General features: G+C 63.1%; 15 protein-coding genes. 6 read left to right on the forward strand and 9 right to left on the reverse strand.

Going from position 1 to position 13,348, the window contains the following annotated elements; genetic code table 11:
* Nucleotides 1-146 precede the first annotated feature (146 nt).
* Nucleotides 147-2,357 carry a hybrid sensor histidine kinase/response regulator gene (locus CUJ86_RS02225; protein ID WP_165394737.1) on the reverse strand — a complete coding sequence of 737 codons (2,211 nt, stop codon included), beginning with the start codon at nucleotides 2,355-2,357 and terminating at the stop codon, nucleotides 147-149.
* Between the two features lie 230 nt (nucleotides 2,358-2,587).
* The gene (locus CUJ86_RS02230; RefSeq protein WP_130645927.1) at nucleotides 2,588-2,830 is read right to left on the reverse strand and encodes a hypothetical protein; all 243 of its coding nucleotides are present in this window, start codon (nucleotides 2,828-2,830) and stop codon (nucleotides 2,588-2,590) included.
* A 99-nt stretch (nucleotides 2,831-2,929) separates the two neighbouring features.
* Between CUJ86_RS02230 and CUJ86_RS02235 the strand changes: the two genes are divergently transcribed.
* Nucleotides 2,930-3,433, forward strand: coding sequence for a hypothetical protein (locus CUJ86_RS02235; RefSeq protein ID WP_165394738.1), 504 nt, complete (start codon nucleotides 2,930-2,932; stop codon nucleotides 3,431-3,433).
* Nucleotides 3,434-3,724: 291 nt separating this feature from the next.
* On the opposite strand, the gene CUJ86_RS12250 is transcribed toward CUJ86_RS02235, so the two are convergent.
* Nucleotides 3,725-3,850, reverse strand: coding sequence for a hypothetical protein (locus tag CUJ86_RS12250; RefSeq protein WP_268878233.1), 126 nt, complete (start codon nucleotides 3,848-3,850; stop codon nucleotides 3,725-3,727).
* 137 nt (nucleotides 3,851-3,987) lie between these two features.
* Between CUJ86_RS12250 and CUJ86_RS02240 the strand changes: the two genes are divergently transcribed.
* The gene (locus CUJ86_RS02240) at nucleotides 3,988-5,040 is read left to right on the forward strand and encodes a hypothetical protein (protein ID WP_130645929.1); all 1,053 of its coding nucleotides are present in this window, start codon (nucleotides 3,988-3,990) and stop codon (nucleotides 5,038-5,040) included.
* On the opposite strand, the gene CUJ86_RS02245 is transcribed toward CUJ86_RS02240, so the two are convergent.
* Nucleotides 4,988-5,824: an HFX_2341 family transcriptional regulator domain-containing protein gene (locus tag CUJ86_RS02245; protein WP_235855545.1), complete on the reverse strand. Its 837-nt coding sequence runs from the start codon at nucleotides 5,822-5,824 to the stop codon at nucleotides 4,988-4,990. The two genes, CUJ86_RS02240 and CUJ86_RS02245, sit on opposite strands and share 53 nt — an antisense overlap.
* A 77-nt stretch (nucleotides 5,825-5,901) precedes the next feature.
* Between CUJ86_RS02245 and CUJ86_RS02250 the strand changes: the two genes are divergently transcribed.
* Together CUJ86_RS02250 and CUJ86_RS02255 are read left to right on the forward strand one after the other, a co-directional pair.
* The gene (locus CUJ86_RS02250) at nucleotides 5,902-6,264 is read left to right on the forward strand and encodes a hypothetical protein (RefSeq protein WP_130645931.1); all 363 of its coding nucleotides are present in this window, start codon (nucleotides 5,902-5,904) and stop codon (nucleotides 6,262-6,264) included.
* Nucleotides 6,264-6,941 (forward strand): hypothetical protein, encoded by a 678-nt coding sequence (locus CUJ86_RS02255; RefSeq protein WP_130645932.1) that lies wholly within the window; start codon nucleotides 6,264-6,266, stop codon nucleotides 6,939-6,941. Before CUJ86_RS02250 ends, CUJ86_RS02255 begins: the two co-directional genes overlap by 1 nt.
* Before the next feature lie 40 nt (nucleotides 6,942-6,981).
* On the opposite strand, the gene CUJ86_RS02260 is transcribed toward CUJ86_RS02255, so the two are convergent.
* The 4 genes from CUJ86_RS02260 to CUJ86_RS02275 all read right to left on the reverse strand — a co-directional run bounded on the left by CUJ86_RS02260 (nucleotide 6,982) and on the right by CUJ86_RS02275 (nucleotide 10,513).
* Nucleotides 6,982-8,316, reverse strand: a complete 1,335-nt coding sequence (locus tag CUJ86_RS02260; RefSeq protein ID WP_130645933.1) for a hypothetical protein — start codon at nucleotides 8,314-8,316, stop codon at nucleotides 6,982-6,984.
* Between the two features lie 419 nt (nucleotides 8,317-8,735).
* On the reverse strand, nucleotides 8,736-8,891 hold the full coding sequence (locus CUJ86_RS11955) for a hypothetical protein (RefSeq protein ID WP_207231372.1): 156 nt from the start codon (nucleotides 8,889-8,891) through the stop codon (nucleotides 8,736-8,738).
* Nucleotides 8,888-9,415 carry a zinc ribbon domain-containing protein gene (locus CUJ86_RS02270; RefSeq protein WP_235855546.1) on the reverse strand — a complete coding sequence of 176 codons (528 nt, stop codon included), beginning with the start codon at nucleotides 9,413-9,415 and terminating at the stop codon, nucleotides 8,888-8,890. The genes CUJ86_RS11955 and CUJ86_RS02270 overlap by 4 nt, the downstream gene beginning before the upstream one ends.
* A gap of 150 nt (nucleotides 9,416-9,565) precedes the next feature.
* Nucleotides 9,566-10,513 carry a hypothetical protein gene (locus CUJ86_RS02275; RefSeq protein WP_130645934.1) on the reverse strand — a complete coding sequence of 316 codons (948 nt, stop codon included), beginning with the start codon at nucleotides 10,511-10,513 and terminating at the stop codon, nucleotides 9,566-9,568.
* Nucleotides 10,514-10,803: 290 nt separating this feature from the next.
* Between CUJ86_RS02275 and CUJ86_RS02280 the strand changes: the two genes are divergently transcribed.
* Together CUJ86_RS02280 and CUJ86_RS02285 are read left to right on the forward strand one after the other, a co-directional pair.
* Nucleotides 10,804-12,360, forward strand: a complete 1,557-nt coding sequence (locus CUJ86_RS02280) for a solute carrier family 35 protein (RefSeq protein ID WP_130645935.1) — start codon at nucleotides 10,804-10,806, stop codon at nucleotides 12,358-12,360.
* Between the two features lie 3 nt (nucleotides 12,361-12,363).
* Nucleotides 12,364-12,588 carry a hypothetical protein gene (locus tag CUJ86_RS02285; protein WP_130645936.1) on the forward strand — a complete coding sequence of 75 codons (225 nt, stop codon included), beginning with the start codon at nucleotides 12,364-12,366 and terminating at the stop codon, nucleotides 12,586-12,588.
* Here the strand turns inward: CUJ86_RS02285 and CUJ86_RS02290 are convergent, their stop codons facing one another.
* The gene (locus CUJ86_RS02290) at nucleotides 12,589-13,206 is read right to left on the reverse strand and encodes a LysE family transporter (RefSeq protein ID WP_130645937.1); all 618 of its coding nucleotides are present in this window, start codon (nucleotides 13,204-13,206) and stop codon (nucleotides 12,589-12,591) included.
* Nucleotides 13,207-13,348 lie beyond the last annotated feature (142 nt).

The raw sequence follows: 13,348 nt of genomic DNA on the forward strand, positions 1-13,348 counted from the left end.
ATTGCAGGTCCGCCTCATACCGCGGTTCTCGACCTGCTCGGATTTTCGGGAAGGCCCGGGACATGGGCGGTATACCCCCTGGAATGTATATGGAATTGAACGCCGTCGCCGGCAGGGTTGAGCCCCCCCCAGCCCCGTGGAGGGGATTATGCCCGCCGATAGGCCTGTTTTGGCACCGCGATCTCGAAGCGTGCACCCTTCCCCGGTTCCCCGTTCTCCCGGATCGTGATCCCGGTGATGGCGAGGATCTCGCAGATGAGAAAGAGGCCGAATCCGGTATTCTTCCCGTATCCCTTTGTGAATATCTTCGTCTTCTCTTCGGTCGGGATGCCCCTGCCGTCATCCTCCCAGACGACGAGTGCACCTCCCTCTTCCTCCACCGCGGAGACATGGACCGCCGACACCTCCCCCCCGTGCTGGAGGGAGTTGTCCATGAGGTTGTAGAACACCTTCTCGAGGATCGGATCGGCATATACTTCGATGCCGTTGAGGTCGCTGGAGAGGTCAATCCGGCGTGGGGCCGGCAGATTTTGCAGGACCGCCTCCAGGGACTGCCATTGCGGTTCATGGGTCCCGAGGTCCTGGTAGACCCTGGTGAACTCAATCTGCTGCTGGATGTTCCGGGTGGACTCCTTGAGAATGGCAAATATCCTGTCCAGCTCCGCATCCCCGCTCTTGCAGTGTGCGATTTCCAGGTACCCGCTGATGATCTGGATCTGGTTCAGGATGTCATGGCGGGTGATGCTCGAGAGCAGGTTGACCTTATGGTTTGCCTGAAGGAGTGCCTGCTCGGCGAGTTTGAGTTCGGTGATGTCCTGGTTTGCCCCATGCAATGTCATCGCCCTGCCCTGCTCGTCGGTGGTGACCCCGATACGCATGGCGATGTGCCTATGCTCGCCGTCCCGCCGAACAACCCGGTGATTGCAGAGGGCCAGGTAGCAGGGATCGGTCGCACATGCGGCGGTATTCAGTTCGGTGGCGACCATGTCCCGGTCTTCGGGGTGGACGAATTCCCGGAGATAGGTCTCAAGCGCCATCCGGGTGGCGCCCTCCTGCCCTGCGGTGGCGCCATACAGGGAATAAAAGCGGCCATCGACGGTAAAAACGCTTTCTGAAACCTCATATTCCCAGTTTGCGAGGCGGGCAAGGTCCATCGCATCGGCGAGCATCCGCCGGGCCTTCTGTATTGCCTCATCTGATCGTTTGCGCTCGATCTCTGCCACCGCTTTTACGGCGATCAGGTCGATGATCTCCTGAAGGGCCGGTGGAGTACGGAGGGGGCGCCGGGTGAGCACACAGAGGATCCCCATCACCTGCCCCCGGGAGTTGCGCATGGCGGTGCCCACATAGCCCTGGACATTCAGTTCCACCATGTCCTTGGCCGTCGGGAACAGCTTCACGGCATTTTTCGGGTATATGCAGTAGCCCTTTTCGGTGACATTCTCGCATGGGGACCCCTTCAGGTCATACGAAAAGTCCCGGACATGCTCGCCGTCGAGCATCATGGAGAGCACCCGGACTCGCGTGTTGCACGGCATGATCTCCCCGATCATCACGCAGTCCGCCTCGAGCCAGGAGGCGACACTCTCGGTGATGCGGTCCAGGGACTCAAGCCCGACCGAACCCACGATGTTCCTGATTGTGCTCCGAAAAGCCCGCTCTGTCGATCTGCTCTCCGTGTCGTCATGGACGATGCTCATGACCTGTGCCTGATCCCCTCCAGGGTTCCGGGTGATCTGGTTGACCGAGCGGACAACCCTGGGGCCGGAACCGTCTGCCGGGGTCACGGAGAATTCAAGGGTGCCGTCGGTCGCCTGCTCATCCAGACCGGTCAGCTCATGGTGTATCCCCTCCCACTCCGGGACGCATGCCTCGATCTCCGACTCCCGGACGGTCCCGGCCGCAGGATCGTATTCGCGGATGCCGACGCCCGCACACTCCTCTGCCCGGTGCAGGTGCTCAATCTCCGCCCTGTCGCCCCTCCGTGCCCCCACGGCCAGGCGTAGCGTCTGCAGGAGTTCGGTGCACCGGATACGCCGGTCATCCCTCTTCTGGAGACAGAAGTCCGCCCCGCACCTGAGCGCTTCGAGAATGGCCTCTTCCTGCCCGTTCTCTGAGAAGAAGATGAAGGGAAGGTCGCCGTGGCGTGAACGGACCTCCTGCAGGAAGGTGATCCCGTCCATCTCCGGCAGGCGCCCGCATATGACGGCATCGACGGCGCGGTTGTTCAGGATGCCCAGTCCGTCTGCTGCTGTTGTTGCGGTTTCTGCAGAGAAACTTCCACTGGTTTCAAGATAGTCCTTCACTGCGGCAAGGGAGTCTTCATCATGATCAGTATAGCAGATCGTATACACCACATCACATCCTCTGGTGGTCCGGAGATGGGCCGGCAACATTCCGCGTGCACTATTTTTTGCGGATTATTCATGTCGCCGTATGGTGTGTGGATACAGGCCAATATTATATAATGATTTTTATTTGTTTGCCATCTCTTTAGGTGATATTATCTAAAATAATTGTTCAATTCACAAATGTGTGGCGCTATCACTCAGAAAATAGCGTTATTGGTCGGGGGCGCCGCTGCCCCTTACCCCCACCCCATCATCTGCAGCACGATCGCCACCGCTCCCCCCACAACTCCCCCTGCTCCGGCGGCGATCTGCCTGTCCCGCCGTGCCTCCCCCACCTTTTCGCTCTGCCAGCCCTCCAGGGAGCGGAGGCGCTCCTCGGTCCGGTCGCCCTGCTCCTCCATCCGTGCAAGCGTCCGGCAGATCCATTTCACGTCCCGGGCGGTCTCGGCCACCACCTCCCGGGTGCTGCGCTCCTCCATGCTCGATACAGTGTTGATAAGGCAGATTAATATTACTTATGGTAATATTGTGGTGTGCCTGTCATGCACCCGGGAGCATGCTGGCAGGAGTACCAAACCATGGCAGACTTTGTCGAGACCAGCAACACCAAGACCGCCGTCCGGCAGATCCCGGCCGCAATCGCCGATATTGCGACCTTCGAGGGGATCATCGCCGACGTGATCGCCACCAACCCCTGGGGGTGCGTGGAGTATGTGCAGGGTGGGGCCACCCACCCGGGCGTGGAGCGCAACCGCCAGTCCTACACCGTTCGGGTGAACTACGAGGACGGCGAGGGCAGCGTCGTGGGGTCGGTGAGCGCAAAGGCCCCGGATATGTCCGGGTTCAACGCCGCCGCCACCGAACTCGCCGCCAACGCCGCCCTTGAGGCGGCGCTTGGAGGAGACGCCGTCCGGAACCCGGACGCCGACGCCTTCAGCTGCCAGCTGCGGTGCCATGACGCCAACGGGGAGACCTATTACGTCACCTTCGCCCGCGAGAGCGTGCGGATCACCTCGTATGAGGACGACGCCATCCTCGCCACCGTCGAGACCTGGGCGGACGGGGTCGCGGCCCTGAACTGAGGGGGGATCTTTCCCCTTCTTCTCCTGTGCGGCAATCTCTCTATTCTGGGCGTAGTTTTCGATTTTGAGCGCTTTAATCTCGATAGTGTGGGCGGTTTTTCGGATCGGGGTGTTCTGGGGGTATTTTTGGGATTTGAGGAGAAATGGCGCCGTTTCATCTGGAGTTCTGGGGGTGCGTGAGCGTGATCAGGAGCGATGGGTCGGAATGGTGGGAAGAGGGGACGAAAAGGGCGGGAAAACGGGCGGAAATCGGCGCGAATTGGGCCGGAATCTGGAAGGGTGTGTTCGGTCTCAGCCGGACCGCTTATGCCGTCGTCCCTGGGTTTCCCATTGTTCGATGGCCCTGATCAGGATCTGGCTCACTGACTCCTCCGGCGTCTGTTTCTTTCTGGTGGGGGGTTCGTTCTTACGGTCCATGGGCCATCAGATATTCAATGGATGATATGTCAGGAGGAGGAGTGGTTTAAACCATCCGGTTTCAGGATTCGATGTGCTGTTATGGGCAGTGATGGACTGTTCTGGGCATGGGGGGCGCCCGGGCGGCAGAACTATTTATGCTGCTGTGGCTGGGCGTTTCGCTCGGTTTTTTCCATTCGGTTATTGTGTCGACGGTGAAACCGGAGACCCAGCCGACCACGGGAAAGGAAATGGCAGATACGGGTGAAATGAATGGCGATCCGATTCCCTTATGCCGGGGGAACGACAATGCTGATCGATTGACGCCGCCTCCCCCCGCCCCCCCGGTCAGGATACGCCTTGAATGGGACAGGCAGTATTACCGTGACCATATCCGGGAGTCATATGCCGAACCGGAGGTCCGCCTGGTCATCGGGGAGACGACCATACCGCCGAAGTCCGGCATTCGCTCATGGGTCTGGGATACGTTTCTTTCCATATACCAGTCATTGGGGCATATCGACACCGAACGGCTGGGCGACAGGAAAAAAGACCTTGAATATTCAATTTCAAACAATGCCGACGACCTCAGGAAGATCAGTTTCGGTGAATGCGTCTATGATGTCGGCCTCTATCCGACCGGGGATGAGGAGATGCTCTGCATCCGGTATGAGTCATGGGACGACGGGCGAAAAGACCGGGCCATCAAACTGCCATTGAGGGATTTCGTGCGCGGGATCCTCGATTCAAACCTCGATTATTTCGATCAGGTGGCGGAGATCCGTGCCGAAAAGGAGGTTGACGAATCCATCGATGACACCCTGGAGCAGGTGTACGCCTCTTTCCGGATCATCAGGGAGTGGTACTATGCGCGATGGGAACCGGATCCCCGGCCCGGCGATCCCCTCCTGGCATACCGGTATCTGCCCCCCCGAAAAAAGAACGGATTCGCCCGATTTACTCCTTCGGACCTTTCATATAACCCTTCGATCTTTCGGGCCGCCATCAGGAGCGGGTTGAAACTGCCGCAGGACGTCCGGCGTCGGCGTCGGAGAAGGCCGCATTTCGGGTTCGGCCGGATGTCCTGGTGGCGGAATGCATCCATGATCGGCAGATACCGGCGGGGGCCACGCGGGCATACGCGGCGCCGCCCCTCCCTCAATCCTCCAGAAGCCCGCTCACACACGCAATATACTCGCCAGCCTCGGTGATCCTGATCGAGAACCGGCGCCCCTCCCTGATCCGCTCCACATAGCCCTGCCGTTCGAGCTCCTCCAGAAAGCCCCGGTTGATCCGGTTCAGCAGCGCCCGTTTCCGCCCGCCCGGTTCATAGCCGCGGTTTTTCTTCGGGGGAAGGTCGTCGCTGGAAAACCCGTAGACCCCGCTCTCATGGAAAAACTCGATGATCATATCGCTCTCCATCCTCCCGTCCCCCTCATGCCTCCGCCGGTAGAGTTCGGCGAGAAGCAGGAGGTTCTCGTGTTTGGGCATCATGATCCGGAAGTTCTGGAACATCTCGGTCCTCACCTCCTCGACGACCGAGAGACCGTGGCGGCGCTCGTCCTCCGGGCCCCCGCTCGAGGCATAGCGGTCGGCACTCACATAATAGACCGCGGCGTCGTGGACCATCGCCGCCAGTGTCACCGCCACCGAGGTCTTCCTGCCGCACGAGGACATATTCACCAGCACCCGGTTGCCTACCTCCTGCTCGGTGCGGATGATCCGGGCGATCACCCGCATCACGTCCGGGATCGAGAACATGTTCACCGGCACGAAGGTGACCGGGATCCCGAAGCCCTGTAGTTCCTCGATCACCCGATCCAGGAAAAACTGCTGCTTGTTGTTCATCTCCGGATCGAGGTCGGCGGCTTTCGGGACCGTCAGCACATAGGCGCGGTCCGCCCGCGTCCTGGTGAAGGGCTTCACCGCCCGGTCGATCTCGTGCCCGAGCGGGATGATGTGGACCGTCTCTGAGAGACCTGAGCGTATGTTCACCGGGGTCACAATGGTCACAATATACATGTGAAGGTATTGAAGGTTGCGCCCGGGCATACCCTCTGAGAGAGAAAGGTATGAGGACAGCACTCCAGGGATTGAATGAGAGAAGAACCGCCTTTACCGCTGTGTTCTGGACGTATGGCACCTATCGGAAGGCCGGAACCGCCGGCAGGACCGTCCTGCTCAGGGACCTGCGGGGCCCGGATGGCCGTCCCCTCGCCGACCACATCTGGATCAACTACACCGCCGGTTTCGACGCCGCCGGCACCCTCAGGCAGGGGGACGTCGTGCAGTTCACCGCCACCGTCGGCGAGTATGTGCGGGGGTATCTCGGGCCGCGGATCGAGGACCGCCTGGCCCGCCCGGTCAGGATCGACTACCGGCTGAAGTATCCCCGGAACGTCCGGCGGATCGCCGAGGCGGAGGTATCGCCCTGATGGCGGACCTCCCCCCGGATCTCTGCCGGGAGATCGACCGCCTTCTCGCCGATGTGGACCTTGCCGCCGCATACCAGGACTACCGCTGGAAGGCCGATTCCTGGATGGGCGGGTTTCCGGGGATCCGCACCCTCGAATGGACCCTCTCGAATGCCGCCCGCCAGAACAGGCTCGGCTACCTCCATGCCATGAACGTGGCGATCTGGGGCGGGCTGCCCGATCCCCTGGGCATCCGCTGTGAGAGGATCCTGGACCTCCCGCTCTACGCCAATGGGGCGCCGGCCCCCGCTCTCGCGGAGAACGCCGATGCCCTGATGGAGGGGCTACAGGGCCAGATCAGGGGGTTCGGGCCGGTCTATTGCAGCAAAATGCTTCGTTTCGCCGTCCCGTCAGTATTCGGCGCCCTCGACACCCCCCTCGTCCGGGCCTTCGGTGCGGACGGGGGGATCTGCCGCCTCATCGACCTCCGGGCGGAACCCTCAGATCCGGGGGACTGGCCCGCTGCTTTTCGCACCTGGACGCTGGTGCTCCACCGCATCGCCGGCACCCTCAACGCCGGGGGGATCGAGTGCCCGCACCCGGCGTCGATGATCGCATCGGGTTTGCGGGAACCGGGGGTCTGGCTCCCGGCCGATGTGGGGATGGCACTCTTCTCCCGTGCGTCGAGGAGGGGGTGAGGGGAATGGCCCCTCTGTCCGTCGATTCACACCGTCCGGGCTACACCCGCATCCTGACGGTGTCCTGGCCCGAGAACGGCGTGCCGTCGTTCATCAGGCCGCTGAGCGTCATGGTGACGTCCTCGAACCGGTCATCGGGCCTGCAATTCACCGTCACGTCCTCATCTTCCTTCTCCCGCAGGCCGAACTTTACCATCAGGTCGGCCACGCCGTCCCGGTCGTGATCGCCCACGCAGGAGGGGGCGCCGGTGAGCACCGGGAAGGTTCCGTGGGTGCAGTCGAGAGAGCAGGAGGCGACGTCGATCTCTGCCGGGTCATAGCCGGCTGGCAGTTCGATGTACGCCGTGACAGAGCGTCGGTTGCTCTTGAGGTTCAGGGTGTCGGGGTCGATGTCGATGGAGGCCGCAATGCAGCCGCCGATCTCGAAGAGGCAGATGTCGGTGCTGCCGGCGCAGCGTTCATAGACGATCCGCCCATCCCAGATCGCCGGATTGGTCTCTGCCGCCGCACTCGTGGTCACCCGCACCTCCTCATCCCTGCCGATGTCGTAGAGGTAGATGTCGGGGTTACCGTTGCGCTCGTCCTCCCAGACGATGAGGTCGCCCCAGATCGCCGGATTGGTCTGATTCGCCGCATTCGAGGTCACCTGCATCTCCTCGCCGGTGCAGATGTCGTAGAGGTAGATGTCGGCGTCGCCGCTGCGATAGTCCTCCCAGACGATGCGGTCGCCCCAGATCGCCGGATGGTCCTGCTTCGCCGTATTCGAGGTCACCCGGATCTCCTCATCCCTGCCGATATCGTAGAGGTAGATGTCGTCGTTGCCGTTGCGCTCGTCCTTCCAGACGATCCGGTCCTCCCAGATCACCGGATACGCCTGGTCCGCCGAATCGGCGGTCACCCATCGCTCTTCATCCCTGCCGAGATCGTAGAGGACGAGGTCCCAGTTGCCGCCACTCCAGTCCATCCAGACGATGCGGTCCTCCCGGATCGCCGGATAGGCCTGTGCCGCAGCACTCCAGGTCATCTGTCTCTCCTCTCCCGTGGCGGTATCGTAGAGGTAGATGTCGCGGTTGCCGTTGCGCTCGTCCGTCCAGACGACCCGGCGCCCCCAGACCGCTGGAAAGTTCTGGCGGTCCGTATCGGTGGTCACCCGCATCTCCTCGCCGCTACAGATGTCGAAGAGGTAGATGTCGGTGTCGCCGTTGCGACCGTCCTCCCAGACGATCAGGTCGCCCTGGATCGCTGGCCTGGACTGTTCTGCCGGGTCGGTGCAGATCATCGTCTCGGTGCCGGTGAGCAGTCCTGCCGCCGGCGCCGCAAGAAAAGCGGCGGCGAATATGAGCGCAACAGTCCCCGGCCATAGATATTTCTTCATTCCGTATCTCACCTGCTGAATGTCCCCCACGAGATGGGGAGGGCCGGATATCCTGTGGGGAGTGGCGAGGACCGCGGCTCGCGGGATGGGTGCATGGTTCGGCCCGGAAAAGATAAAGGTAATGTATGAAAAGGGTACCCGTCATTCGGGCCGGTCGTTGCTGAGAGATACAGAGTATATTCGCTGGATAGTGCATGTGTGTGGTTTTTTAGCCGGCACTTGCTGCCCCTCCTGTGCGCGAACGGTATGAAAATCTGGCATGCGGCAGGAGGGATATGGTGGCCGTGCGGTGCCGTCGGTGACAGGTGTGGCGTCAAAAATGATTTTTCCGGTGATCTCTTAAAAATGGTTTCTGCCGGGTTTGTGCACCCGCCGGTGGGGTCACCCCTCCCTCAGCAGGGCATAGAGATATTCGTCCATCACGACGCCCGGTTCTCCTGGAACACTCCCGCCTGGAGGCGGCAGATCGGGAAGCGGTCGAAGGCGACCTGGAGGATCGCACGCACCGCATCGGTGGCGGTCCGGGATAAACCTCTCTGGTGCAGAACCCCGGATCCGTGAATCCCTCCTCTCACACCCGCCAGCGGGGCAGCGTCGAGAGGTACTGCCGCACCATCTCCCTCGCCCGCTCGAGGGGCATATCGAGGTGCCCGGCCATCATCGGGGCATACCGCTCCACCGCCGCATCGAGGGTCAGCTCGGGCTCGACGAAGGCGCCGTCCCGGTAGCAGTGGGTGCAGTAGTCCTTCGAGGGTGACCCGTCCGCCCCGGTGCCGAACTCCCCGGGCGAGCGCATCGGCATCCCGCAGCTCCCGCAGGACGGGACCTCCCGTCCGGCCCACCGCTTCAGGCAGGAGAGTTGTTCGAGAGCGAAACGTTTCGCATTCTCGATCGGGATCTCGTACATCTCCGCCATGATCGCCCCGCCCTTCTCTGCCATCTCCTCCATGGTGATATCGGGCTCGGTGAAGGCGCCGCCCTGGTAGCAGTAGGTGCAGTAGTCCTCCGATGGCGATCCGTCCGCTTTGGTGCCGAAATCAGATGGGGATTGCATCGGCATCCCGCAGCTCTGGCATGATTTCATCTCTTTATTGTCCATAAACGCTCTCCCGGGGTCTTTAATCGACCGGCGCCTGACCCCCTTCAGATGGAAGGGAAGGGGCGACAATAAGCGTTTCTGTCCGCCCGACCGGAAGGGGCGCCTCCTCTGAGGACGTCCACACAGAACCGTCAAAAAAAGGGGGGGAAATCAGAGGTCTGCGAGCACCTCATCGAGGAGGGCGTCGTAGGCGGTCGTGAGGGCATCGACCGATTTCTCGAATGCTCCGGCGACATTGGCGGAGACGGTCCCGGTAGCCTCGAACTCGTCAAACATGGCGGAGGCGGCGCCCTGCATCTGCTCCTTCTCGTGCATCATCGCCGTGTAGGCGGCGAGTTTTGCCGAATTTTCAGGGCGGTCGAGGTATCCGCTCTCAACGAAGGCATTGCCGGCGGTGTCGAAATCCTGCATCTTCTGCCAGAAATCCTCCTTCTCTGCCGTATCGTTGAGGAGCACATACCCGAAGGCCTCCTCGACGCCCTCGAGCAGGTCGCGGTGCATCGTCAGCAGGGCGAGCGCCGAGCGGGCGTGGTCGTCGTCACCGAACTCGGCCTCGCTGACCCCCTCGAAGTAGGCCTTCGTGAACGGGCCGAAGGCGGAGGTGAAGACGTCGATCGACTCCTCGAACACCGTCACGTTCTCCGTCCGCACCACGCGGTCCACCTCATATGCGGCGAAGAAATCCCCCGCTGCATCGACGACGGCGGCCTTCTTCACCAGGATCGCATCGAAGGCCTCCTTTGTCTCCGCATTCTCGGGGCTGTCCAGGGCGGCCTCCTCGGTGAAACGTGCAGCAAGCACGTCGAACTCGGCGACCTTCGCCTCGAAATCGCTCTTCTCTTCGGTCGCATTGAGGACCGGATAGGCCAGCGCCTCTTCGATCGCCTCCATCATGGTGGCGTGCATCGTGCCGAGGGTGATCGCCGGGGTGAGCGTACCGGCGGGTTCTTCCGCCGGTTCGGTGGTCGTCGGTTCAGCGGTCGTCAGTACGGCCGTGGGGGTGGCGGTCGTCTCTTCGCCGGAGGGGGTGCCGGTGCAGCCTGCCAGCAGCAGGGCGGCGACCAGTGCCAGGGATAATACCAGGTATCGTGAACGCATCTCTACAGCTCCTGTTCCATCGGTAGATTTATGGGAGGTTAATGAGGTTTGATCGACATTCTCTCCTCACCTCCTAAATCTCTTCCGATCTGTCCTTCCAGGGGTATTGAAGGTGATTTATTCAAATTTTTGTTCAATCACGGAGTAAATCGGGGATCTGTTTTTCCGGCAGACCACAATGCCCTTCCGCCGCCCTCACACGCCCTCCCCGGCGTGGTACCTGGCGGAAGGTTATTCCTGCACAAAAGTTCACCATTTCTCATTCATCTCTCCGTTCGGGGCGTTCTCTGGTGCCCCGAAGAGAGGAGGCGTCAGTCGTGGTCTCAAAACAGGTGGCAGTCATTATCATCATCGGGGCGGTGCTGGTCGCCGCCGGGGTGCTGGCGGCGGTGCATGCGAACGGCGGGAGCGGGCCCGTCGTGCTCTACGAGGGGGAGGTGACGCTCTCCCCGGGCAGCACGGTGGTCCCGGTCGGGAACTCCGGGCTTGAGTATGTCGTCGGGAACGCCACGGTGTATGGGGTGCTGGAGGGGGCGTGCACCGCCGCCGCCCTCCCCTCTGTCATCTCCGACCGGGACTGGAACCCCCGCCTCCACTCGCAGGTGCTCTGTTCGGTCGGGGAATGGGCGGAATCTGAGGGTGCGGGCTGGAACTGCACCGTGAACGGCGAGGCGGTGCTCCTCGGTTCGGCCGAGGACGGCATCCTCTCCAGGAGCGTGCGGGACGGCGACAAGGTGCTCTTCTTCTACGCCCCGGACGGCGCCGGCCCGGAGGGGGCGGAGGCGGAGATCCGGATCAGTGTCCGCCTCGGCGGCAGTTCGGCGCCCGCCCATACAGACTCCCTGCTCGCCCTCTCCGGGGTGACCGAGGCCGTCGTGAACCCCGCGATGTACCAGGAGGCCCTCCGCTGCCACGGTACCGCCTATATCGGCCCGGACGGGGGGCGGTGGAGCGGCGTCCCGGTCTGGTTCTTCATCGGCGTGGTGGACGGCCGCGAGTCCCCGCACCACCCGATGCTCAGTTCGAGTCTTGCGGCGAGCGGCTACTCGGTGACCTTCGCCGCCGGGAACGAGAGCCTCTATACCAGCACGAGCGCTGACCTGATCAGGAACAACAGGTATATCCTCGCCTCCATGAAGGACGGCGTTTCCCTCCCGGCCTATGCCCTGGTCGGGCCGGGCATGGAGGGGGAGGCCGTCACCGGCATCACCGCCCTCCGTCTTGTGGACATTGCGCCCCCGACCGCCCCGGAGGTGCGGGTGGTCCGCTATGCCGCCGACGGAACCGCCGTTCTGAATGAGACGACGGTGAACACCACCTGGATGGCGGCGCACCTCCCGGTCGCCGGGGACGGCGAGAGCGTCTACCGCTTCCAGGGCCCGACCTTCGACCCCGCCGACCTCTGGAACCCGGACGAGTCGAAGAACCCGGCCAAGGTCGAGGACGCCGTGCGCGGCACCCCGCTCCGCTCCCTCTGCGACCTGGTCGGCGGCGCCGGCCCGGAGGACCGGATCCGCCTCACCGCATCGGACGGGTATGTGACCGTGCTCTCCTGCAAAAACGTCTATGAGCCACTGCCAGAACAGGGTGAGGCGATCCTCTCCTGGTGGAGCCGCGACGAAGGAGATGCCCCGGCGTACCGCGACGCCCCGCGGCTCTACTTCCTGGCCCCGGACGGGGTCTTCGGCAACCAGAACATGCGAAATACGATCGCCGGGGAGGAATGGGTCTATTACTGGACCGAGGGGGTGCAGTATCCCTCGGCCGCCGGTCTCTCGGTGCGGGGTGTGGTGGAGGTGGCGGTCCTGCCGCCCGACGCCTTCATCACCCCGCCCGCCGATGGGTGATCCATGGACCTGGAATTTCCCCGCTACGAGCACGACCCGGCCCTCGGCGTCACCGAGATCGAGTTCGTCGCACGTTTCACCGGCGCCATCCCCTCCCGGCAGGAGATCCTGGCAGAACTTGCCCTGGTCTCAGGGGCGGACCCGGCATCGATCGATCTCGGCCGCCTCCGCCCCCGCGCCCGCCGCGGGGAGGTGCGGGGCAGCGCCCGCATTACAGAACGACGCTGATCAGCCCGCGAAGGCGTACCAGAGGTAGGAGCCGCCGAAGAGGATCAGGAACACCCCGCAGGCGGCGAGGATGATGCGGTAGAGCCCGGCGGAGAGCACGCTCCGCCCCCGCGCCGTGGCGGCGGCGACGAGCCCGAACCACCCGAAGTCGGAGCCCCAGTGCCCGATCATGAAGGCGGTGGCCACGGCCCATCCGGCGGCGCTGGCAGCGAGCAAAAGCCCGCTCCCCACCGTCAGCCACCAGAGCCAGAAATAGGGGTTTGCGGCGCTTGTCAGGGCACCGGCGAGCACAGCGCTCCCGGCGGCCTCCCCATCCGCCGCCTCCAGCACGGCGCCGCGGCTCTCCCGCAGGGTGAGCACGCCGAAGAGGATCAGGGCCGCACCGCCGAGCACCGCCACCGGCACCGCCAGGGTGTCCGCCGCCCCCGAGAGTCCGGCCACGATCACCAGGGCGAGTGCCGCCTCCACCATCGCATGCCCAAGGGCGACCCGAGGGCCCGTGGTCCAGCCGCCGGAGAGCGAGCCCCGTATCGTCGCTACCAGCGTCGGGCCGGGTGCGAGGGCCCCGGAGAGCCCGATCACAAACCCGATCACCAGTGCGGCCGGAACGCTGTCCATCGCTATGAATCGGTCTCTGGGGTGGAAAAAGGGGCGGGTCGGATCACATGCCGGCGACCAGCACCGCGATCAGCACGATCCCGCCGAGCAGGAGGGCGAGCGCCGCCGCCGCCTGCGCCAGCAGGTAGAGGCGGGCTAGGTC

The organism is Methanofollis fontis (genome assembly GCF_004297185.1).
Taxonomy (GTDB): domain Archaea; phylum Halobacteriota; class Methanomicrobia; order Methanomicrobiales; family Methanofollaceae; genus Methanofollis; species Methanofollis fontis.

Coding starts and splice junctions, on each gene's coding strand:
- CUJ86_RS02260 (WP_130645933.1), bottom strand. CDS start 8,316: ATGAAGAAATATCTATGGCCGGGGACTGTTGCGCTCATATTCGCCGCC.
- CUJ86_RS02235 (WP_165394738.1), top strand. CDS start 2,930: ATGGCAGACTTTGTCGAGACCAGCAACACCAAGACCGCCGTCCGGCAG.
- CUJ86_RS02240 (WP_130645929.1), top strand. CDS start 3,988: ATGCTGCTGTGGCTGGGCGTTTCGCTCGGTTTTTTCCATTCGGTTATT.
- CUJ86_RS02250 (WP_130645931.1), top strand. CDS start 5,902: ATGAGGACAGCACTCCAGGGATTGAATGAGAGAAGAACCGCCTTTACC.
- CUJ86_RS02255 (WP_130645932.1), top strand. CDS start 6,264: ATGGCGGACCTCCCCCCGGATCTCTGCCGGGAGATCGACCGCCTTCTC.
- CUJ86_RS02270 (WP_235855546.1), bottom strand. CDS start 9,415: ATGGACAATAAAGAGATGAAATCATGCCAGAGCTGCGGGATGCCGATG.
- CUJ86_RS02290 (WP_130645937.1), bottom strand. CDS start 13,206: ATGGACAGCGTTCCGGCCGCACTGGTGATCGGGTTTGTGATCGGGCTC.
- CUJ86_RS02285 (WP_130645936.1), top strand. CDS start 12,364: ATGGACCTGGAATTTCCCCGCTACGAGCACGACCCGGCCCTCGGCGTC.
- CUJ86_RS12250 (WP_268878233.1), bottom strand. CDS start 3,850: ATGGACCGTAAGAACGAACCCCCCACCAGAAAGAAACAGACGCCGGAG.
- CUJ86_RS02230 (WP_130645927.1), bottom strand. CDS start 2,830: ATGGAGGAGCGCAGCACCCGGGAGGTGGTGGCCGAGACCGCCCGGGAC.
- CUJ86_RS02275 (WP_130645934.1), bottom strand. CDS start 10,513: ATGCGTTCACGATACCTGGTATTATCCCTGGCACTGGTCGCCGCCCTG.